At 63.7% G+C, this 20,467-nt stretch carries 20 protein-coding genes; 12 read left to right on the top strand and 8 right to left on the bottom strand.

The window, feature by feature from the left end; translation table 11 throughout:
• Positions 1-189: 189 nt before the first annotated feature.
• The 3 genes from HYH08_RS17350 to HYH08_RS17340 all read right to left on the bottom strand — a co-directional run bounded on the left by HYH08_RS17350 (position 190) and on the right by HYH08_RS17340 (position 4,151).
• The gene (locus HYH08_RS17350) at positions 190-726 is read right to left on the bottom strand and encodes a hypothetical protein (RefSeq protein ID WP_220011018.1); all 537 of its coding nucleotides are present in this window, start codon (positions 724-726) and stop codon (positions 190-192) included.
• Between the two features lie 13 nt (positions 727-739).
• The gene (locus HYH08_RS17345) at positions 740-2,059 is read right to left on the bottom strand and encodes a hypothetical protein (RefSeq protein WP_220011017.1); all 1,320 of its coding nucleotides are present in this window, start codon (positions 2,057-2,059) and stop codon (positions 740-742) included.
• 67 nt (positions 2,060-2,126) lie between these two features.
• Complete coding sequence (locus HYH08_RS17340) at positions 2,127-4,151, bottom strand: hypothetical protein (protein ID WP_349631434.1); 2,025 nt, start codon at positions 4,149-4,151, stop codon at positions 2,127-2,129.
• Between the two features lie 903 nt (positions 4,152-5,054).
• Here HYH08_RS17340 and HYH08_RS17335 point away from each other — a divergent pair.
• The 11 genes from HYH08_RS17335 (at position 5,055) to HYH08_RS17285 (ending at position 15,055) form a co-directional block, all read left to right on the top strand.
• Positions 5,055-5,753 (top strand): RNA polymerase sigma factor, encoded by a 699-nt coding sequence (locus tag HYH08_RS17335; RefSeq protein ID WP_220011015.1) that lies wholly within the window; start codon positions 5,055-5,057, stop codon positions 5,751-5,753.
• 140 nt (positions 5,754-5,893) lie between these two features.
• Positions 5,894-6,718 (top strand): flagellin, encoded by an 825-nt coding sequence (locus tag HYH08_RS17330; protein ID WP_220011014.1) that lies wholly within the window; start codon positions 5,894-5,896, stop codon positions 6,716-6,718.
• A gap of 78 nt (positions 6,719-6,796) precedes the next feature.
• A complete protein-coding gene (fliD, locus tag HYH08_RS17325; protein WP_220011013.1) occupies positions 6,797-8,497 on the top strand; it encodes a flagellar filament capping protein FliD in 1,701 nt (566 codons plus the stop codon).
• Entirely contained in the window at positions 8,497-8,925 is a 429-nt protein-coding gene (locus HYH08_RS17320) for a flagellar export chaperone FliS (RefSeq protein WP_220011012.1), read from the top strand. Before fliD ends, HYH08_RS17320 begins: the two co-directional genes overlap by 1 nt.
• Before the next feature lie 172 nt (positions 8,926-9,097).
• Positions 9,098-9,370 carry a hypothetical protein gene (locus tag HYH08_RS17315; RefSeq protein WP_220011011.1) on the top strand — a complete coding sequence of 91 codons (273 nt, stop codon included), beginning with the start codon at positions 9,098-9,100 and terminating at the stop codon, positions 9,368-9,370.
• 269 nt (positions 9,371-9,639) lie between these two features.
• Positions 9,640-10,305 carry a flagellar hook assembly protein FlgD gene (locus tag HYH08_RS17310; RefSeq protein WP_220011010.1) on the top strand — a complete coding sequence of 222 codons (666 nt, stop codon included), beginning with the start codon at positions 9,640-9,642 and terminating at the stop codon, positions 10,303-10,305.
• A gap of 31 nt (positions 10,306-10,336) precedes the next feature.
• Positions 10,337-11,602 carry a flagellar hook protein FlgE gene (gene flgE, locus HYH08_RS17305; protein ID WP_220011009.1) on the top strand — a complete coding sequence of 422 codons (1,266 nt, stop codon included), beginning with the start codon at positions 10,337-10,339 and terminating at the stop codon, positions 11,600-11,602.
• A 3-nt stretch (positions 11,603-11,605) separates the two neighbouring features.
• A complete protein-coding gene (locus HYH08_RS17300) occupies positions 11,606-11,866 on the top strand; it encodes a hypothetical protein (RefSeq protein ID WP_220011008.1) in 261 nt (86 codons plus the stop codon).
• A 15-nt stretch (positions 11,867-11,881) separates the two neighbouring features.
• Positions 11,882-12,340, top strand: coding sequence for a flagellar protein FlgN (locus HYH08_RS17295; protein ID WP_220011007.1), 459 nt, complete (start codon positions 11,882-11,884; stop codon positions 12,338-12,340).
• A gap of 18 nt (positions 12,341-12,358) precedes the next feature.
• Positions 12,359-14,134 (top strand): flagellar hook-associated protein FlgK, encoded by a 1,776-nt coding sequence (gene flgK / locus HYH08_RS17290; RefSeq protein ID WP_220011006.1) that lies wholly within the window; start codon positions 12,359-12,361, stop codon positions 14,132-14,134.
• A gap of 9 nt (positions 14,135-14,143) precedes the next feature.
• Entirely contained in the window at positions 14,144-15,055 is a 912-nt protein-coding gene (locus HYH08_RS17285; protein WP_220011005.1) for a flagellin, read from the top strand.
• Positions 15,056-15,149: 94 nt separating this feature from the next.
• Here the strand turns inward: HYH08_RS17285 and HYH08_RS17280 are convergent, their stop codons facing one another.
• The 5 genes from HYH08_RS17280 to HYH08_RS17260 all read right to left on the bottom strand — a co-directional run bounded on the left by HYH08_RS17280 (position 15,150) and on the right by HYH08_RS17260 (position 18,668).
• Positions 15,150-15,443 (bottom strand): hypothetical protein, encoded by a 294-nt coding sequence (locus HYH08_RS17280; RefSeq protein ID WP_220011004.1) that lies wholly within the window; start codon positions 15,441-15,443, stop codon positions 15,150-15,152.
• A 157-nt stretch (positions 15,444-15,600) separates the two neighbouring features.
• Positions 15,601-17,145 carry a Dyp-type peroxidase gene (locus HYH08_RS17275; protein WP_220011003.1) on the bottom strand — a complete coding sequence of 515 codons (1,545 nt, stop codon included), beginning with the start codon at positions 17,143-17,145 and terminating at the stop codon, positions 15,601-15,603.
• Positions 17,146-17,337: 192 nt separating this feature from the next.
• Positions 17,338-17,898, bottom strand: a complete 561-nt coding sequence (locus tag HYH08_RS17270) for a hypothetical protein (RefSeq protein ID WP_220011002.1) — start codon at positions 17,896-17,898, stop codon at positions 17,338-17,340.
• Positions 17,895-18,155 carry a hypothetical protein gene (locus tag HYH08_RS17265; protein WP_220011001.1) on the bottom strand — a complete coding sequence of 87 codons (261 nt, stop codon included), beginning with the start codon at positions 18,153-18,155 and terminating at the stop codon, positions 17,895-17,897. The genes HYH08_RS17270 and HYH08_RS17265 overlap by 4 nt, the downstream gene beginning before the upstream one ends.
• Before the next feature lie 297 nt (positions 18,156-18,452).
• A complete protein-coding gene (locus tag HYH08_RS17260) occupies positions 18,453-18,668 on the bottom strand; it encodes a hypothetical protein (RefSeq protein WP_220011000.1) in 216 nt (71 codons plus the stop codon).
• 149 nt (positions 18,669-18,817) lie between these two features.
• On the opposite strand from HYH08_RS17260, the gene HYH08_RS17255 reads away from it, so the two are divergent.
• A complete protein-coding gene (locus HYH08_RS17255; RefSeq protein ID WP_220010999.1) occupies positions 18,818-20,464 on the top strand; it encodes a tetratricopeptide repeat protein in 1,647 nt (548 codons plus the stop codon).
• The last annotated feature ends 3 nt before the right edge of the window (positions 20,465-20,467 follow it).

Raw genomic sequence — 20,467 nt, 5'->3', positions numbered from 1 at the left:
AGCAAAAAGAAGAATCTGTAACTTAGAAGATGCTCAAAGCGTTTGCATCGATCTCGATGCCAGCGTCGGAGAATTGGGCGTGCGGAGCTGCGCGACCGCGGCCTCGCCGTGCGAGCGCCGGAGGATCGCGGTCGCGGCGCCGGAGCACTGCCTGGCGTTCCGCGCAGCCTCGCACCGCGCTGGCGGCCCTTAGTTCATCATCGCGAGCGCCGGACGCCGGTTTTCGTTGGACTCGATGATGCCGGGGAGATCGGTAGCCTCGCCGGCGATCATGCCCGACATCTGCCAGAACAGGTACGCAAGACGGGAGAACACCAGCCGCTCGCGCTCGGCGGGAGCGGTGCCGTCGGGGATGGTCACGGTCTCCAGGCCGACCACTTTCTTGAAATCGGGCCAGATCATCATCGACTGCGCGATGACGGAGTAGCAGCGCGGATTCTCGTCGCACTCGTCGGGCGCCGGCGGCAGGCCCGGAAACTGCGTCGGTGCGGCGTAGAATTTGTAGGCGCCATAGCCGAGCTGGAGCAGGAGCTTTTCGGGGACGGCAACGTCGGCGGCGAAGGACACCAGCCGTGCCTCACTCAGCACCTCGGGGGCGATGGCGCTGAGGTTCTCGGCGCGTAGCGCGGAGCAGAAGGTGAGCTCGCGATTGTGCTCGCGGAGCAGATTGGCCAGCGGCTGCTGCTGTTGCACAGTGTCGGTAAGCAAGATGATGGTCTTGAGCATCGTGTGACGTCCCTCAAGGGAAGAGATGGCGGGCGGTCATGACCGCACCGTCGGAAGCGTGGGCGGCGAAGAAATCATTGGCGATGCGCTGCCCGGGCGCGATCTCCAGGATGCGGTAGCGCGCCTGCGCCGCGGCCTCGCGGGCGGCGCCGACGTCGTCCTGCCAGGCGCAGAGCGACAGCTCGAGCCGGCCATATCCGCCGCAATCGGCCGCATAGGCGCCGGTCACGGCCTCCACGGTTGCGGCCACCGCGCCTGCATCGCTGGCCGAGACGTCGCTCAGGATCAGGGCGATGCCGTTGCCGGTTTCGGCCTTCGAGGTCATCACCATGAAGGCGTCGCGGGCGCCGGTGCGCCCGGCGCGGCGGGCCACGCGCGCGATGCTGGCGAAGCCCGGATCGGGCCCAAGCTCCAGCGTCGTCGTCTGCTGGTCATGCAGGATCGTCGCGCGCATCGCGCCGAGGTCGCCCTTCAGGGCGTGATAGGAGCGCGGCAGCCACACCGTATCCAGCGGCACCTGCGATGACGTCAGGCTCCAGGCCTGGTCGAGCAGATAGCCCTCCCAGATCGCGGGGTAGGATGCGGCGAGCTGTTGCCAGGCGCGCAGCAGCTGTTCGGCGCGATCGGTACGGCCGAGATAGAGCGTGCGGCCCGACATTTCCCAGCGATTCCACTTGTGCAGGGCGACGTCGCAGCCGAGAAAGCCCGGCAGCAGCGGCGCATCGCGCAAGATTGCGCCGGCTTCGACGAACAGCAGCGGCTCGCGATATTTGTTCCACATCCGCAGCATGAACTCGGCCTTCTCGAAGCAGAGGAGGCGGTCGCCGAGTTCCGTGTCGATCGGCTCGATATGGCAGGGGAGGTCGAACCGTTCGACCAAGTGCCGGAGCGCAAAGGCCGCGGTCGCGTCGCCACCGCGCGGATAGCAGGAGACGATCCGGGGGCGGACGACCGACGTATCGGCCGCGGCGAGGAATTTCGACCAGCCGATGCCGCCCCACCACATCTCGTGCGGGCCGTCCGCACCAGAGGGACCGACAGTGCCGAACTCGGTCAGCTTCGATTTGAGGAAGTCGAAGCCGGGATTCTCGCCTCTGGGGATGACGACGGCGCTGGCCGGATTGAGCGAGCGGTAGAACAGCTCGGCCGCGGCGCCGCTCAGAGGCTCCTTGAGGATGACGACGCCGCTGCGTTTGCCTCCGGCGAGGGGGTCCAGTGTCGGCGCGCCATACTGGCCGGTCAGCCAGTGCAGACGATCGCGCTGGGCCCGACCGAGCCTGATACCGCCGGATTGCAGGAGGTCATCAAGGTTTGCGTGCGTCCCGTCCGTCAATTTCCTGCCCCTCACGTCGCCGGCCAGCCCTTCGACTTGAACGGCCGGTGCGACGCGATCAGGCGGACTATTTGAGACTGGGACCGTGTGGCGTGATCGCGACCGAATAGATCGCGATATCGTGCGTCATCGGGACGACCGGGATCAGCAGGCAGGCGTCGTCATTCTCAGTACGATAATGCGCACCGTTCCGCTGCACGCCGGCATAGACCAGGCTTTCGGCCGCGATGCCGACCACGTCACTGCTTTCGGCGGCGTCGCGGATGTCGTCGCCAGATTGCATGGTCACGTCATGCAGAAGGCCTTCAGGAGCGAATTTCGGCAGTGGCAGCGCGACTGCGGCGATTCCGATGTCGCGAGAGATCGGAACACGCAGCCGCAATTCGCCAAGGCCGGTGCGATGGACCGTCACCGTCTCCAGGGTGGCGCCGCCATCCGCGCGAAACAGGCCGATCTGGACGAGGCCGCAGGGGGTGTCCTCGAAGACGTCGGCGGGCAGGCGGTTTGCCCCGAACAGCAGATAGAAATAGCCGTAGGACGGCGACAGGGCTGAAAAGCTTCCGCCCAGCCAGATTGGTGGCCCGGCCAACGTGCAGGCGGCGGAGAGGCCGCGTGCGGTGATCAGCCTGCGGATGAAACGGCCGTCGATCATGGGAACGAGCGTGTTGGTGCCGAGATTCATGTCGTGCAAGAACGCGCCGAGCAGCGCCAGTTCATTCTCGTCAGGCTGTAACAACAGCCGTGCCACCGTCGCCATGCACCAGCGCGCTGCGACCTCCGTTACAGCATAAGGTCTGAGGCCATATTCGAGCGCAACCCTGTCTGCGTTCTCGGCAAACGCCAGCGCGCCGGCCTGGATCTCTGCAGCCAGCGCGATCTGGCTCGCCGGGCGTGGATTGACCTCACGCAGAACCTGGTCGCCGTCATAATCGCGCACCGAGCCATCGGGGGAGCAGCAGGCTTGCTCCAGCATCGGAGCGTTGCGGACCAGCATGCGCTTGATGTGGGGCGTCACGACGAGGTCGGAGATCAGACCCACGGCGCTGTCGCCCTCGGGGAGGTCATGGAAGGCGTCGTCGAGCGACATCAGGTAGGTGCCGTGTAGGCGGATTGGGATGCCTTCGAGATCGAATACGCGCCGCATGGCCTTCTGCACGCTGCCGGCATAACCGAGATCGGTGAGCACGAGGTCGGTGCAGTCGTCGAAGCCCGGGATGACATGGCGGAGATAGGCGATGAGCCGGGCGCGTAAGCCGGCAGCAAGGTCGGCGATCTCGCCGGCGTCCATCAGATCCGGCAGTGCCTCGGCGATCTCCTTGCCGGTCACGATCCCGTCGGGCGAGCTTGCGAAGAACCTGGCGATCCTCGGCGTCATCGTCTTGGTCATGTCGGCGAATATCGGCGCATCGATCTTCACGATATTTGCCAGCAGATCGGCCAGCGGTTGCAGCGTGTCGGCGGAGGCGATCAGGCTGACGCGACGGTTGATCTCGAGATAGGCCGACGTCATGCCGTGGAGGTTCTGCCAGATCCGGTGCGACAGGAAACCATCGCGGCCGAGAAAGCCGACCTTGACCCGCCGGCCGGGTCCTGAAACCTCATCGCAGCGCCGCGCCACGAACGCGTCGAATGCCGTCAGCATCGGGCCGTGGACCATCAGCCCGAGATGGAAGGCCGCAGATCTTTCGGCACTGCGCGCGGCAACCATGCGCCGCAGGGTGCGGGCGCCGTGATCGAGCCGCGACGGCGCACCTTCGCAGAGCAGCTCGAACACCGCAGTCTCGCGCTGGAACATCGATGCCAATTGCTGTGTGGCTTGCGGATAATAGCGCGGTCGAATGCCGTGGCGCTTTGCGCCCTTGATGTCGGCGTTGTCGTTGTCGCCGACGTGAAACGAGACGCTGGCGTCGATACCCTGCTCGGACAGGTACTTTGCGAAGAGGGCCTCGCTCTTGCCGCTGCCGTGATCGCAGGAGGCGTAGAGGAAGTCCCAATCCAGCCCCGGGCGGCATGCGCGCAGCAGTCGGGCCAGCCGGCCAGAATCCCAGTAAGTGTCGGAGATGAATCCGACGCGGTGGCCGGCGCGTTTCATGTCCAGATATTGCCGAAGCATGTCCGGGTTGGCGCGACAGAGCTCGAGCTCCGCGGCGAACTCTGATTCGACGAGGTCGCTCAGATGGTGACGCGCAAGGCCGAAGAGCCTGAACGGAAAATAGGAATAAATTTCGCCGATGTGAATTTCGCTTGCGCCACGCTTCTGCTTCGCGGTTCTCCGTGCGCGCGCCTCGGCCTGGATTCGATGCTGAACGAAACTCTTGGAAACATTCGGACAAGTTCTTGAAATGCCGGAAAGCTCGTAAGTCCTTTCAAACACGCCATCCGACGTCGTGCAGGCGCGCAGCAGAAATGTATCGAAAACATCGAACGACCAAGCAGAAACAATTCTTTCGCGGCGCTTCGCGCCGGCCGTTGCGATCGTCATCCCAGCATTTCCCCGCCAATCAGATCGATTAACGTGCGCGTTGCCGATCTCAGGCGCCACGAACGCGAAAAAAATTCACGCGCGATTCAAAAACGCGTTCGCGGCGACTGACAGATTCAAAAAAATCGCTAGGTTCGAAAAGGTGATTCGGAAAAAATTGCCGGGTGCAGAAGCGGTCTCGCGTTCATTCACACTCGGAAACAATCGTGCCTTCACGCGATGCGCGCGTGTCGCGCCTGATCACCTAGTGCCGCGTAATGTCAGCGTTTTCTCACCGTTGCATCCGTTCAGGATGGATGATCCGCCATGGCGCGAGACGATGTGATGTTTGCCGGTGTGACGCGCGAAAGAAGCGCGCAATCGGCAATTATTGCCCGATACTCGGCAAAACTGACCTGCTAACTTCTTGAAAAACAACAAAAATTCTTCGCCTGGATTGTTTTGGCCCCGCGTTCAACGCCTGGAAGCCGTGTGGCATATGCGCCGCCGGCATTGCGGGTTGGAGGTTGCGGGATGAGTTATGCTGCTGATGTCATGGCTCCCGCCGAGGCCGAGATTGCGGCGACGGTTGTGGCGGAAGAGATCGTGCCGACGATGCCGTCGGTGCCGCTTGCGCCCGACAGCGCGCCTGTGAGCGAGGATGTCGTCTTCGACGAAGACAGCGAGCTCCTCGACAAGCTCGCGACCGGCGACGAGGAGGCGTTCCGTTTGCTGGTCGAGCGTCACATCGATCGCGCCTACGCGATCGCGCTGCGCATCGTCGGCAACGCTGCGGATGCCGAGGACGTGGTGCAGGACACCATGCTCAAGATCTGGAGCCATCGCGGACGCTGGCAGCATGGCCGGGCCAAATTCTCGACCTGGCTCTATCGCGTCATCTCCAATCGCTGCATCGACCTCAGGCGCAAGCCACGCAACGAGAACGTCGAGACGGTGCCTGAGGTCGCCGACGGCCAGCCCGGCGCCGTCGAGATCATCGAGCGCAACGAGCTGAACAGCATGCTGGAGCTTGCGATGCAGCGCCTGCCCGAGCAGCAGCGCATCGCGGTGATCTTCTCGTACCACGAGAACATGAGCAACGGCGAGATCGCGCAGGTCATGGACACCACGGTCGCGGCGGTCGAGTCGCTGCTCAAGCGCGGCCGCCAGCAGCTTCGCCAGCTGCTGCGCAAGCACGAACGCGACATCCGCACCGCGTTTACCGATCGCTAACCATAAAATCGGCCCCACGGAAATTTTCGCGCCTGATCTCTCTGCGCTCCCCCGTTTGAGCGAACGGACGGGGCTGCGGTTCGCGTCGTCAATCGTCTTCAACGATGCGGCACGCTTGCCCATCAGCACAGGAGCTTCCAATGCCCGCAATCAACACCAATACCGCCGCCAACGCAGCGGTCCGTTATCTCAACATCAACTCCGCGCAGGAGAGCAGCTCGCTCTCGAAGCTGTCGAGCGGTTCGCGCATCACCTCGGCCTCCGACGACGCGGCGGGTCTTGCAATCTCGACCCGCATCTCCTCGGACGTCACCACGCTGCAGCAGGCCGCGACCAACGCCTCGCAGGCGACCGCGATCCTCCAGACCGCCGACGGCGGTGCTTCGAACATCTCCGACATCCTGGCGCGCATGAAGTCGCTGGCCTCCGAGTCCGCCTCGGGCACCACGACTGACTCCAGCCGCGCCTACATCAATTCGGAGTTCACGCAGCTCACGAGCGAAATCGATTCGATCGCGACCGGCACGCGCTATTCCAGCCAGAGCCTCCTGGATGGCTCGAGCGTGTTCTCTTCAGGCGTCTCCGTGCTGGTCGGCTCCTCCGGCTCCGACACCATCACCATCACGTTGACCAGCCTCACGGCGTCCTCGATCGGCGTCTCCTCACTCGACGTCAGCTCGCTGTCGGACGCGACCTCGGCGCTGACGGTCCTGGATAATGCGATCGACACTGTCTCGGCCGCCCGCGCCAGCATCGGTGCGCAGGAATCGCGGTTCAACTTCTCGTCGGACTCGATCTCGACCCAGACGCAGAACCTGCAGTCCGCGAACTCGGCGATCAAGGACGTGGACATCGCGTCCGAGCAGGCCAAGCTGTCCTCCGCGGAAGTGAAGACCCAGGCGGCGGTGTCGGCGGAATCCGCGGCGAACCAGATGCCGCAGTACCTGCTCAAGCTCCTCAGCTAAGGCCTGACCTGAAGACCGTCATCCCCGGGCCGGCATGAATGTCGGCCCGGTCCTCTCTGGGGTGGAGTGGACACCAACGTGACCAGCGTCAGTTCGAGCACCAGCAGCACGTCGACCACGAGCTCGTCGTCGAGCAGCTCTTCGGTCACCACGACCGGCACCACCACCTCGACCAGCATCGACTGGGATGCGCTGATCACCGCGGCGGTGGACGCCAAGCTCACGCAGGCGACCACGATCTCGACCACCATCACCAACAACGAAGCCAAGATCTCCGCCTACCAGACGCTTCAGACCGATCTTTCCACGCTGTCGAGCGGGCTGTCCTCGCTCGCGACCGCCGTGGTGAATTCGCTGGCGACCAACGTGTTCGCGACCCGCGCCGCGACGCTCAGCTCGACTGGCGACGTGAGCGCGTCGTCTGCGCTGTCGATGTCGGTCAGCAACGGCGCTGCGACCGGCGACCACACGCTGACGATCAGCCAGGTCGCGACCGCGCAGAAAGTGGCCGGCACCTCGCAGTCCAGCCAGACCGACGAGCTCGGCTACTCCGGCACGTTCTCAGTCGGTCTCGAAGGCGGCAGCGCCGCTGACATCACCATCGACAGCACGATGTCGCTACAGGACGTCGTCGATACCATCAACGCCCAGACCTCGTCCACCAATGTCCAGGCTTCGATCGTCCAGGTGTCGAGCGGGTCTTACGAGATGGTTCTGACGGGGACCAAGGATGCCGCCGACATCACCTATTCCAGCACGTCCGGCGACGACATCCTCAACAAGCTCGGGGTGACCGACAGCACGGGCGCGTTCGCCGACGTGCTTCAGACGTCACAGTCGGCGATCTTCGCCCTCGACGGCATCTCGATGACCCGGGATACCAACGACATCACCGACGTGCTCACGGGGGTGACGTTCAACCTGCTCCAGGCGACGCCGAGCGGCTCCACGCTGAATATCAGCATCGAGCCCGATACCAGCCAGATCGAGACGGCGGTTGAGAACCTCGTGACCAACTACAACACGTTTCGCGACGCGGTGATCGCGCAGCAGGCGACCAGCTCGGATGGTACGGCGGATTCGAGCGCAGTGCTGTTCGGTGACGGCACCATGCGCGACATCATGGACGCGCTCCAGAATGCACTCAACAGCACCATCGGCGGATTGACCATGGCCGATCTCGGCCTGTCCTTCAACGAGAAGAACGAGCTCGAGCTCGACACCTCGACCTTGTCGGAGATCCTCAGCACGAATCTGAGCGGCGTCACGACGCTGCTGTCGGCCCAGACCAAGACGTCGTCGAGCCAGCTCACCGTCGTCAACACCGGAACGTCACCGCAATCCTTCACGCTCGACCTCACGGTGGATGCGGACGGAAATCTCTCCTCGGCTTCGGTCGGCGGCGACTCGTCGCTGTTCACGGTGAGCGGAACGACGATCATCGGTGCTGCCGGATCGGCCTATGCGGGCATGGCCTTCACTTACACGGGCTCGACCTCGCAGTCGATCACGGTGACGTCGACCCAGGGCATCGCCACGCAGCTCTACCAGATCTCGAAAAACTACTCATCGAGCTCGGGCCAGTTGCAGACGCTGATCACGAACCTGACCGATCGCGACAATGATCTTCAGCAGAAGGTCGACGATATCGAGAGCTCCGCCTCCACCTACAAGGCGCAGCTCCAGACGCAATACGCGCAATACCAAGCCGCGATCGAGAGCGCCAACAACACGCTCGACTATCTCAAGGCCCTGCTCAACTCCAGCTCGAGTAATTGATGATGCATAATCCGATGGCGTACATGGCCAACCAGGCCTATCGGGGCGCCGCGACCAGCGTGCCGCCACTCAAGGCCATTTCGATGCTGCTCGGCGGCGCGATCACCTTCCTCCAGAAGTCGCTTGCTGCGCAGGAGGCCCGGCGCTTCGAGGAGGGGCACGAATATCTGATGAAGGCGACTGCGATCCTGCGCGGCCTCGCCCACAATCTCGATTTCGCGAGGGGGGGCGCGGTGGCCGAGCGGCTGTTCCAAACCTACAACAGCCTGATCCTGGCGAGCCACAAGGCCTACGGCCGACCCTATGCCCGCGAAAGTTATCGGCGGATCATCGCCGGCCTGACCGAGTTGCGGGAGGCCTGGGAGCACGTCGATGCGACGGTGCGTGGCGGCAAGGCCGCGCCGGCCGATTCGGCCCGCAAGGGCTGACGAGACCCTATTCCTGCGGCGCCGGGAGGGGAGGCGAGGGCGGCGGCCGGCAGTTTGTGGCCGCTTTCCGTAGTGCTGCGGGCGGTTTTGGCGCCCGTAACGGCCGAAATCCGGTTTCCGCCGCGACTGCAATGCTTTATGACGGGCCTGACCGAGGCGGGATCGGCAGGCGATGGACGTCACCGAGTTTGAGGAACTGATCGATCGGCTGGGCGAGGATCTCGCGCTCTGGCCCGACGATCGGCGTTTGCCCGCCGAAGCGCTGCTGGCGCAATCGTCTGCCGCACAAGTCGTGCTGGAGGAGGCGCGCGCCCTGCGTCAGGCGCTCGCCGCGCCTGCGGTCCGCGCCCCCAGAGGCCTCGCCGACCGCATCGTCGCCGCCGCCGCGAAGATGCAGACCGACACCGCCGAGCCGCGCACGGAAGGCGAGACGGCGGAGAGCTGAGGCTCTCTTCGATCAGAGCTCGTTCTTTCTTCACCTCGCCCCGCTTGCGGGGAGAGGGGACATAGCGCCGTTGCCGCAACAATCCGCCTGAAAACTCATCGCTCTTTCAACTCTCGCGCACGGCAGATTTTGCCGTGTCGAAAGCCGTTTTCGCGCGCGCGAATCCTCGCCTGAATCCGCGCGCCCACCCGTTTCATCAGCACACAGATTTCAAGCGCCGCCGCCGACCGACAGCTGGTCGGGACAGCGCGAGAAAGCCGGAGTTTCTGATGACCGTTTCCGCCGTGAGTTCCGCAACGACTGCGACCACGACAACGTCGTCGTCGAGCACGTCGTCCTCGTCGACACTGACGTCCAGCGACTTCCTGAGCCTGCTCGTCAGCGAGCTGCAGAACCAGGATCCGCTGAATGCGACCTCGACCACCGACCTCGTCAATCAGCTCACCTCCTACGCCAATTTCACCTCCCAGCAGTCGATCAACTCGAGTCTCACCTCGCTCGCGAGCTCATTCTCCAGCCTCGTGACGCTCAACTCGGTGAACTATATCGGCCACACCGTCGAGGCGAAGACCGACACGTCCACCTTGAGCAACGGCTCGGCGACGTTCGGCTATTCGCTGTCTTCCTCCGCCTCGAACGTCTCGATCAGCATCTCGGATTCCTCCGGCAACGTCGTCTACACCGGCACCGGTACGGGCAATTCCGGCTCCAACAGCTTCACCTGGGACGGCAAGGATTCCAGCGGCAAGCAGCTCGCCGACGGCGGCAAGTACACCATCTCGGTGACCGCGACGGATACCGCCGGCAACTCGGTGCTCAATTACACGACCGTCACCGGCACGGTGACCGGCATCGACACCTCGACCTCCACGCCCTCACTCACGGTGAACGGCGTCTCCGTCAGCGCCGCCAATATCCTCGGCGTCACGTCCTGATCTGCCGTCCTGATTTCCTCGGAGTTTCATCATGAGTCTCACCGGTGCATTGTCCTCGGCGATCTCGGCGCTCAGCGCCCAGAGCCAGTCCTTGTCGATGATCAGCGACAACATCGCCAACTCCGATACGACCGGCTACAAGACCACCTCGGGGATGTTCGACGCGCTGGTGACCGCGTCGAGCAACACGACCTCCTACGCCTCGGGCGGCGTCACGGTCTCGGGCCGAGCCAACATCACCCAGCAGGGTCTGCTGGCTGCAACCTCGAACGCCACCGACGTCGCGATCCAGGGCACGGGCTTTTTCGTCGTGACCAGCGCCACGTCGGGAGGCACCACGTCCTATACCCGCAACGGCGCCTTCACGATCGACAATGCCGGCTATCTCGAGAACAACGGCAGCTACCTCGAGGGCTGGCGCACCGATGCGGACGGCAATGTCGTCGGCAGCGAGTCCGCCAGCAATCTCTCGGCCATCAACACCCAGATCGCCTCGACCAGCGGCAGCGCGACCACCAAGACCACGATCGCGGCCAATCTGCCGTCGGATGCCGCGACCGGCGACACCTATACCAGCTCGATGACGGTCTATGACTCGCTCGGTGCTGCCAACACGATGCAGATCACCTGGAGCAAGACCGGCACCAACACCTGGAGCGCCAGCTTCGCCAATCCGACGACGTCGTCGGACACCACGACCGCGACGGGCACCGCGTCCGGTACAATTGACATCACCTTCAACAGCGATGGCTCGCTGGCCAGCACCAGCCCGAGCCCGGCTACTGTCTCGATCACAGGCTGGACCGATGGCGCGGCCGACAGCACGGTCACCATGGATCTCGGCACCGTCGGCGGGACGGACGGGCTGACGCAATACGCCTCCGGCGAAACGACGCCTTCGGTCAACGTCACCAGCATCGATTCGGACGGCCTGTCCTACGGCAAACTGTCGAGCGTCTCGATCGGCAAGAACGGCGTGGTCGATGCCACCTATTCCAACGGCGAGACCATCGCGATCTACAAGATCGCGGTGGCGACCTTCGCCGATCCCAACGGGCTTTCCGCGGCCAGCGACGGCCTCTATTCCGCGACCGTGACCTCGGGCAACGCCTCGCTGCAGGCCTCCGGCGAGAACGGCGCGGGCACGATCTACGGCAGCGAGCTGGAATCCTCGACCACCGACACCTCCAGCCAGTTCTCGAGCATGATCTCGGCGCAGCAGGCCTATTCGGCCGCGTCCCAGGTCATCTCCACCGTCAACAAGATGTACGACACCCTGATCTCGGCGATGAGGTGAGCGATGCCTGATGAGAAAGCGAGCGCGGCCGGAGAGGCCCTGCTGCGCCGGCTCAGACGGCTGGTGACGCGGGCGGCGAGCGTGAAGGGCAGCGACCGCAAGCAGCTGCTCGCGTTGCTCGACGATATCGAGACGGCCCGCCGCGGTCTCCTGCGGGAATGCGCGGAGATCGAAAGCAAGATGAGGCAGGCGACCGTCAGGGCGACCGCGATCGGCGCGTATTTGCGCGGCTCGCAAGTCCAGCGCGGCAAACGGCACAATTAAAAGAAGGCGACGACCATGAGTGTAGTTCAAGCCAGGACGACCAACGACGCAAATGGCGATGCACGGATCAAGTCGCTGATCGCGCTGATCGACACGCTCATCGCGCTGGTCGCGGAGGAGAACGCCGAGCTCGCCAAGGGCCTGCCGGCCTCGCGCCTGAAGCAGGTCGACGAGAAGAACCGGCTGGCCGAGATGTTCGAGCGGATCGTCGCCGAATGCGCGGCTGGAACGACCAGCCTGCACGTGCGTGACCCGATCCTGCGCGAGCAGTTGATGGAGCGGATCCTGAAACTGCGTGGAGCGATGGACGAGAATCTGGTGCGCCTGCGCGCAGCGATCGAAGCCAGCAACCGCCGGATCGAGGCCGTCATGCAGGCGATCCGCGAGCAGATCGCCGCGGTCTCGCCCTATGGCGCCTCCGGCCGCGTCGCCGCCGCCCGCGCCGTTTCCAGCGGCACCAGCCGCAGCGCCTGACTATTCGAGGAGCCCGCCATGTCGCTCGACATCGCACGATCGATCGCCTTCAGCGGGTTGTCGGCGACATCAGTGCAGATCAGCGTGACGTCGTCGAACATCTCGAACGCCGACACGACGGGCTATACCAAGAAGACCGCGAGCCAGTCGAGCAGCGTCACCAACGGCGTCGGCACCGGCGTCACGGTGACGGGCATCACCTCGACGGTCGACAAGCTGCTGCTCAAATCGCTGGTCGGCGCGGATTCCGATCTGGGCGCGGCCAACACGACCAACGACTATCTCACCTCGCTCGAAAAGCTCTACGGCTCGACCAGCAGCACGGACGATTCGTCGACCGGAACGTCGCTCGCCAACACCATCGCCTCGCTGGAATCGGCACTCTCGTCGCTGGCGAGCACGCCGAGCAGCGCCTCGCTGCAATCCAACGTCGTCAGCGCGCTCGACGACGTCGCGAGCCAGCTGCGGGAGACGTCGAGCGGGATCCAGAAGCTCCGGTCGAACGCCGACCAGGACATCGCGTCCTCGGTCGACGACGTCAACACCGACTTGCAGCAGATCGCGGATCTGAACGATCAGATCAAGCAACTGTCGGCAACCGGCCAGTCGACCGCGGATCTGGAGGACCAGCGCAATACAGCGCTCCAGGATCTCGCCTCCAAAATGAATGTCAGCTACTTCACGTCGTCGAGCGGCGATCTCCAGATCTATACGACGTCCGGACAGGCACTGGTCGATTCGTCCGCGCACACGATCAGCTATACGGCTGCGGCCAACGTGTCGGCGTCGACGACTTACACCGCCGGATCGTCGTCGAGCGGCTTCAGCGCGATCACAGTGAACGGCGTCGACATCACCTCCCAGATATCGGGCGGAGACATCGGTTCGCTCATCACACTCCGCGACGACACGCTGCCGTCGGCGCAATCGCAGCTCGATCAGCTCGCGCAACAGCTCGCTTCCGCGGTGAACGGCGTCTCGAACGGCGCGTCTTCCGTGCCGGCGGCGGCCAGCCTGGCCGGAACGACCAGCGTCACCGGCAGCACCGCGCTCTCCGCGACCGGCACGGTGCGCATCGCCGCCACCGACCAGAGCGGCAATCTGGTCTCCTACAGCGATCTCGACCTGTCGTCCTATTCCACGGTCGGCGATCTCGTGACCGCCATCAACGGCATTTCCGGACTGTCCGCTTCGGTCGATTCGGACGGCCATCTCTCGATCACGGCGACAGGCTCGGGCAATGGCGTCGCCATCAACGAGATGACGAGCTCGGTGGGAAGCTCCGGCGAAGGATTTTCGGAGTATTTCGGCCTCAACGACCTCGTCACGGGAACGAGTGCGGCGGATATCGCGGTCAACAGCAAGATACTATCGGGGACGAACGAGCTCCAGCTCGCGACGCTGGACGACTCGTCGAGCCTCACTGTCGGCAGCAATGTGCTGTCGTCGGGTTCGGCGACGGTGGTCAACGCCTTCTACGACGCGCTAACGTCGTCCCGGACATTTTCCGCGACCGGCGGCCTCGCCGCCACCACGGGCTCTCTTGCCGACTATGCCTCGACCATCGTGGCCGACGTCTCGAACAAGGCCTCGCAGGCGTCCACCGATTACACGGCCAAGGAGACGGCGCAATCAACCTACGCGAACTCGCTGTCGTCGCAGTCCGGTGTCAACCTCGACGAGGAATCGGCCAATCTGAGCACGCTTCAGAACAAATATTCGGCGGCATCGGCATTGATCCAGGCCATCAATTCCATGTACTCGGCGCTGCTCACCGCCGTGCAATCGACGTAAGAGGGCGCCATGGTCGCGATGCGGGTTGCCACTTTCGCGCAGTCGAGCCGGATGATCGCCGACGCGATGCGTGTGGAATCGGTCATGGCCAACAAGCAGATCCAGGAATCCTCGGGTGTCGTCTCGACCGATTTCGGCGGCTATGGCTCCGACGCCCAGCATGTCGTCAATCTTCAGGTCTCGGTGACGCGCGCGCAGTCCTATATCGACTCGGCAACGCTCGCCGACAGCAAGGTCCAGGTGATGTATTCGGCGGTCGGCTCGGTGACCGACATCCTCACGCAGCTGCGCTCCCAGCTCAGCGCTGCCTCGACGGGAAGCTCGACCGAGGTGAATTCGGTGATCGGCTCCGCCCAGCAGATGCTGGAGCAGATGGGCTCGCTGATGAACACGCAGTATGACGGCCAGTACGTCTTCGCCGGCGGCAAGACCGGCACGGCACCGGTCGACCTCACGAGCTTTTCGTCCGGCACCGGCTCGACCACCACGGCCGACACCAGCTACTACAATGGCGACGACGAGATCGCCTCGGTGCGGGTCGCGGCCGACGAAACCGTGTCATACGGGGTCAACGCGGACAATTCGGCGTTCGAGGAGGTGATGCGCGTGCTGAAATTCGTGGCCAACAGCACGACGCTGTCGTCCTCGGATATCACCAGCGCACTGGATCTCGCCAGCACGGCGCTCGACGACACCGCGGCCGTGCAGGCAAAACTGTCCGGCGCCGCGTCATCGATCGAGACCGCGAGCGCACGCCAGACCGACTACAAGAGCTATGCCGAGACGCTGTCGAACGATCTCACCAGCGTCGACGTCGCCGCCGTCACGGCGCAACTGTCGACCTATCAGACGCAGCTCACGGCCTCCTATTCGGCGCTCGGCAAGATCCTGAGCTTGAATCTTGCGAGCTATTTGAAATGAAGCAAGAGTTTGTGGAGGCTTCGTTCGGGAGGCGGCAGTCTTGCGACCCCATTCCTCCGCGGTTCATTTCGCGCCGAGCCGGCGGCAAGATCTGTCAATGCCGCCCCCGTTCGACGTAGCTTGCGATGATCGTGCCGTTGGGCAGCTGGATGCCGGCCCGCGACGGGCTGCCGTCCGAGGCCAACGCGACGACCTTGTAACCGTCACCGACATGGCGGCGCCTGCCGTGCAGGTGTGGCGCTTCCATCTCGCCGACGGCTGCCGGGGAGCCGGCCGCGATCTGCTCGACCCGCAGCTCCGGAAAGGCGCATGCGATGTCGGCGAGAAGGCGCGGCCGTTGGCCGGCGTCCGCCGCGGACGAGAGGAGCGCAGGCAGTGACAAATTCATGCTCGCTGTCGGGCGTCGTCGCACGGTCGGGTTGGTCCGCTCACTCCCGATGTAAAGGGGCGGGAGCGGCCACGAAACGGTTTGGGGCAGCACATGCGAAGGTCGACGATCGCTCCCTCCCGCGGTCCCTGGACGGGCGAACCCGATAGGCGTGGCGTCACGGGTGAGCCAGCGTGTTGCGCAGCGCAGAGATCGAGGGCACGAAGAAGTAGCCGGCGGCGCTCGGCTTCACGAAGGCGTCGGGCATGTTCAGGGTCGAGCGGGTGTCGCCCATCGGATAGTTTGGAAGGATCTCATCCATCGCGCGCGCCCCCTTTGCTTGCCCGATGATCGGGTCGTGCCCCGGCGTTGCCGGTGTCTTATCGGGATGCACCTTGTTTATCGGGAAGCCGGTTGCGTTGGCCCAGCTGATCTGGATGAATTCGAACTGCTCGATGATCGAGGTCTGGTAGCAGACGAACATCAGACCGCGCTCGTGCTTGGTCTTCTCTTCGTCCTCCGCCACTTCCGGGCCGAACGGAATACCGGCACGCATGATGCGATGGGCCTGCACGAACCCCTCTGGATTGAGCAGCCCGACTTTGTTCGGGTCCTCGAGATCGTCACGCGGATAGGTCTTGCGGATATGCGCGGCGAACGGGCAGCGACGTTCGCCGGTGTCCTGGGAAAATTCGAAATTGTTGTTTGCCTTGGGATCCGCTCCGAGTGCCGGATCGTCCTGCAGCGGCGCGATCATGATCGGCGCGCCGCTCTGCCAGCGGCCGACCATGCGCGCGCCGACTAGCTGCGGATCGATGCCGAGCGCCCGACCCTCGCTCTGCAGAAAGTTGTGGAATTCAGGCACGAACTGATTGAGCCTGCGGAATACCATGTAGGAGCCGTCCGCCATCCAGGGATGCGCCATCGCGGGCGGCGCGCCGGGCTTCTCGAACGGCTGGTTCGGATCTTGTCCCGGATAGCCGAACACGAAGGCGCCCGGCCACAGCAGATCCTGCCCGGGAACGCCCTGATTGTCGTCGGCGGGATTGTCACGGGGGGTGATGCCACGAACGCCGGGATTGGAGACGCCGTCGAGGAAGCCGAAATGCTCATGACCGCGTTGCGGGCGCGTGACGCCGACGTCGCGATAGACGAGCTTGATCGAGTGGCCGAGCACATTGACGATGTCGTCCACCTTCTTTTGCGCCGGGCTTTTCGCCGCGCTGGCGCTCGCGGCCGGTCCGGTGACGAGCAGCACGCCGTGAATGGTGTCGCTGGCGAAAGCCGCCAGCCAGTCCGGCTTGCCATTGGCATCGACCGGATCGAGGAGCCCCGCGGCACGCACACCCGCGCCCGCCACGAAGGACGCATCCATCCCGTCGGTGCCGTTCGCTCCGAGCAGCACCGACAGTCCATCGTTGGAAAAGCCGATGTTCAGGCCGACGAACGGCAGCCGGCTGCGACGCCCCGAAGCCTTGTAGGCCTTGATCTGGATCTCGCGCGACAGAACTTCCTCGGTTGTGGTGATCTCGGCGATGATGTAATCGCGGAGTGCGGCCTTGAACCTGGCGACGTCGACGATTTTGAAGAAGAGGAAGTGCTCCTCGTCCTTCTGAAGCCCGACCAGCACGTCTCCCTGGATCTCTCGCTTGCGGATGATCGGGTCGCCGGGGGCGGCAAGGTTCGCATTCGAGGCGTTCAGTCCACTGATGGATGCCGACATCTTTCTCTCCTGTGCAAATAACAAGACAACAATCATCTTTCAATTGCGCGATACACCTACACGTCCAGTCCCAGACGCTTCTTTGCGCTGCATCTGCCAGGCAGGCGCTGAAGGCGCGCAAGGAGTTTGTGCACGCGTGCCCAAGCGGCGTCGCTCTTGAGTGTGAAGGCGCTCGCCTTCGCTGCTGCGATGTCATTCAACATGTCTACCTCCTTCGAGGCCGCAATCCGTCGCGGAAGACCTCGCCGCGACTTCTCCAACCTCGATGACCGGAACGACGATGCGCCGTAGCCACAACCAATCCAGCAGCTGCCAGCATCGATCCAACGGCAGGCGTGCCGACCAGGCGGTGACGATGTCGGCTGCGGTCTCGCCACGGTTCATCTGCCGTATCAGCGGCACCAGCGCGATATCGTCGAGAAAGACTGCTGGACGGACTAATGAAGGGTGACGCAGCGCGTCGGTGGTTTCGATCATGTCGCCACGAATGGCGAACTCGTCCTCGATTGATGCCTGGTGCGAAAGGCCCAGCCTGATATCTGGGGCGAGGCGAGCCGTTTCAGGCTCGAACGCGTTCGTCTCGGCGTGGTGCGTCGCGCGCTCCCGCCAGAACGGCGCGTCGACGAGCGCGGCACGTTCGGCATAGAGGCGCGCAGTCTTGGCCGAATGGTTCATGCAGCGCTCGCGCTGGGCTGCGGCATAGAATGCGATCGCCGCCCGCGCATTGGTGGGCTGACGCAGGATCGTGTTCACCACCACAGCAACCTGCAGGCCAGATGCGATCGCGGTCTGGATTCCCTGCGAAGACAGCGGATCGATGCTGAGACAGGAATCGCCCACCCGCGCAAAGTCCAGTCCCGCCGGCTCTTCGGCGCAATGATCGCGAGGCGCAGGTAGCGCGCACGCAACGCTAGCGCCTGCGACAGCAGCTCCTGAATGATCGGGACGAACAGGCTCACCAGCAGAAAGACCGCGGAGAGCCCGGTCACGAAGTTGAGCAATGGCGTCATACGTTCGCTCCCACGATGCTGTCGGGACTGCCGCCATTCGCGGCGCAAACGCGACATCGGAAAAAGGACATTGCGTCTCTCAAGCTCGCAGTCGTCTCGCTCGGGTTGCTGATCTCATGAGGATAATGCGGGACCCGCATTCGACTGCGTGAAATAGACGTGAAATCGCGCAAACCACGAAGATGGATGACGTGACCGAAGAATACAGTCAGATAGAGCAAGGCGCGCGCCTGCGGCTCGTGGCAGCTATCAACGCCATCGGCGGCGAGGGCGGCCATCAGCGTCGCTTGCGTCTCGTCACCGCAGATCCTGCTCGCTGATGCGATCGACGAGCAGGATGAGCCAGCGGATCGTCTGCTGCTCGAGTACGGACATATCCGAGCGCCGCGCCAGGCCTATGGCTGCTGGTCGGAAATCCCGCCAACGGCGATAAAAATCGATCAGGTCGCTTGGAGCGGCCGGCTCGCCCGGCGGGCCTGTCGCCTGTTCATCGTCACCGTCGGATCTACCCATACCGAGAGGCTAATGCAGGACGTCGCCGTGGACGACGTGAAAAAAGCGTGAAGGCGCTTGGAGGCGTCGCTGGAGTTGTGCTAAATGGTCCGCATCGTATAGATGCAAAGCCATTTCAGATCGCCAATTGTCCCGCCGTCAGGATCACTATGGTGGAGACCAAGCGCATTGAGATCAACTTGTTTGGAGCTTGCGTGGTACGATCCACGCAGCCGGACGGCTTTGAAATAACAGGCGCGAAGCATAAGGCTCTTTTTGCGCTTTTAGCGACCGCGCCGTTCGGGCGCCGTACGCGCCCCTTTCTGCAGGAGACGCTCTGGGGGACGACCTGCTACGATACCGGCAGGCAGAGCCTGAGACGGGCCTTGTCGGATATCAAGCAGGTGATGGGCGACTGTTTTGCCGACGTGCTGAGCAGCACGAATTCCGACCTCGCGCTCGACCTGACACGCGTGGCATTCGTCGGACGCCCAGGCGCCGGCGAATTCCTGGAGGGCATCGGCGTCCGCGATGAGGGATTCGTGCGCTGGCTCGATGCCATGCGCCAAAATCCGGAGCAGATCTATTCGCTCTACAGCCGCTCGACGCAGCTCACGCCGCGATCGATGCTGCCGGCCATCGCAGTGCTGCCGTTCCGAACCATGGCGGAGACTTCCGGGCATGCCGTTCTCGGCGACTGGCTTTCAGAGGAAGTATGCCGCTCGCTCTCTCGCTCGAATTTGCTCGCGGTGATTTCCCATCTGTCGAGCCGCGCGCTCGATCATCGAATCGTCGATATCCCGATGGTCCGGGCGCGTCTCGCCGTCGACTATTGCGTGACGGGGACACTTCGGATCGGGGCCCAATCGATGGTACTCGACGCCGACCTCGTCGATACGGCCACTGGCCACATCCTGTGGACGCGGCAATTTGCCGGCCCGATCGACGCGTTTCTCGATCAGTCTGCGAACGGCATTGCCGCCATCGTGAGCGCCGTCGGTCGTTCCATCGCCGACGACTCGATCGCGCACGTATCGGAGCGGCAACTGAAGGACCTCGAGGACCATCGGCTTCTCCTCGCCGGTGTCGGTCTCATGCACCGTGCCTCTCTGCGCGAATTCGCCAGATCCCGTGACCTGATCGAAGAAGCCCTGCGACGCGCGCCGAACGCGGCCGAGGCCCACGCCTGGCAGGGCAAGTGGCATATTCTGAGTGTGTTCAACGGGTGGAGTACCGATCCCGCCAAGGACACGCAGCGTGCCGTCGACTGCACGGCGCGGGCGCTCGACATCAACCCCGACAACGCCTTCTGCCTCACCATAGACGGCTTCGCTCACAACAATCTGTTGCGGCGGCTCGATATTGCCGACGAGCGCTACGATCGCGCCCTCAGAAGCAACCCCAATTCAGCGCTGTCATGGCTGTTGAAGGGCACGCTTCATGCGTTTCGTGACCAGGGCGCGTCCGCGGTCGCGGCAACCGAGAAAGCCTGCAGGCTGTCCCCGCTCGATCCGTTTGCCTACTTCTTCGATACACTGAACGCGACGGCGCATCTCGCGCGCGGCGACTACGCGTTGGCGCTGGAGTTGGCAGAGCGATCGCTGACGCTCAACGACCGGCATATCTCAACATTGCGCACTAAGATTGTCGCATTGCACCATCTGGGACGGATCGAGGACGCCAGACTCGCTGCTGCCGACCTGCTGGCCCGCCAGCCTGGCTTTACGGTCTCGACCTATCGCCGCAACCATCCAGCAGCGGACTACGAATTCGGAAAGCGTGCCGCAGAGGCTCTCAGCGCAGCCGGGATACCTTAGGTT

The sequence above is a fragment of the Bradyrhizobium sp. BR 10289 genome (assembly GCF_019455385.1).
GTDB lineage: Bacteria > Pseudomonadota > Alphaproteobacteria > Rhizobiales > Xanthobacteraceae > Bradyrhizobium.
This window is presented reverse-complemented; position numbering and strand designations above follow the sequence as displayed.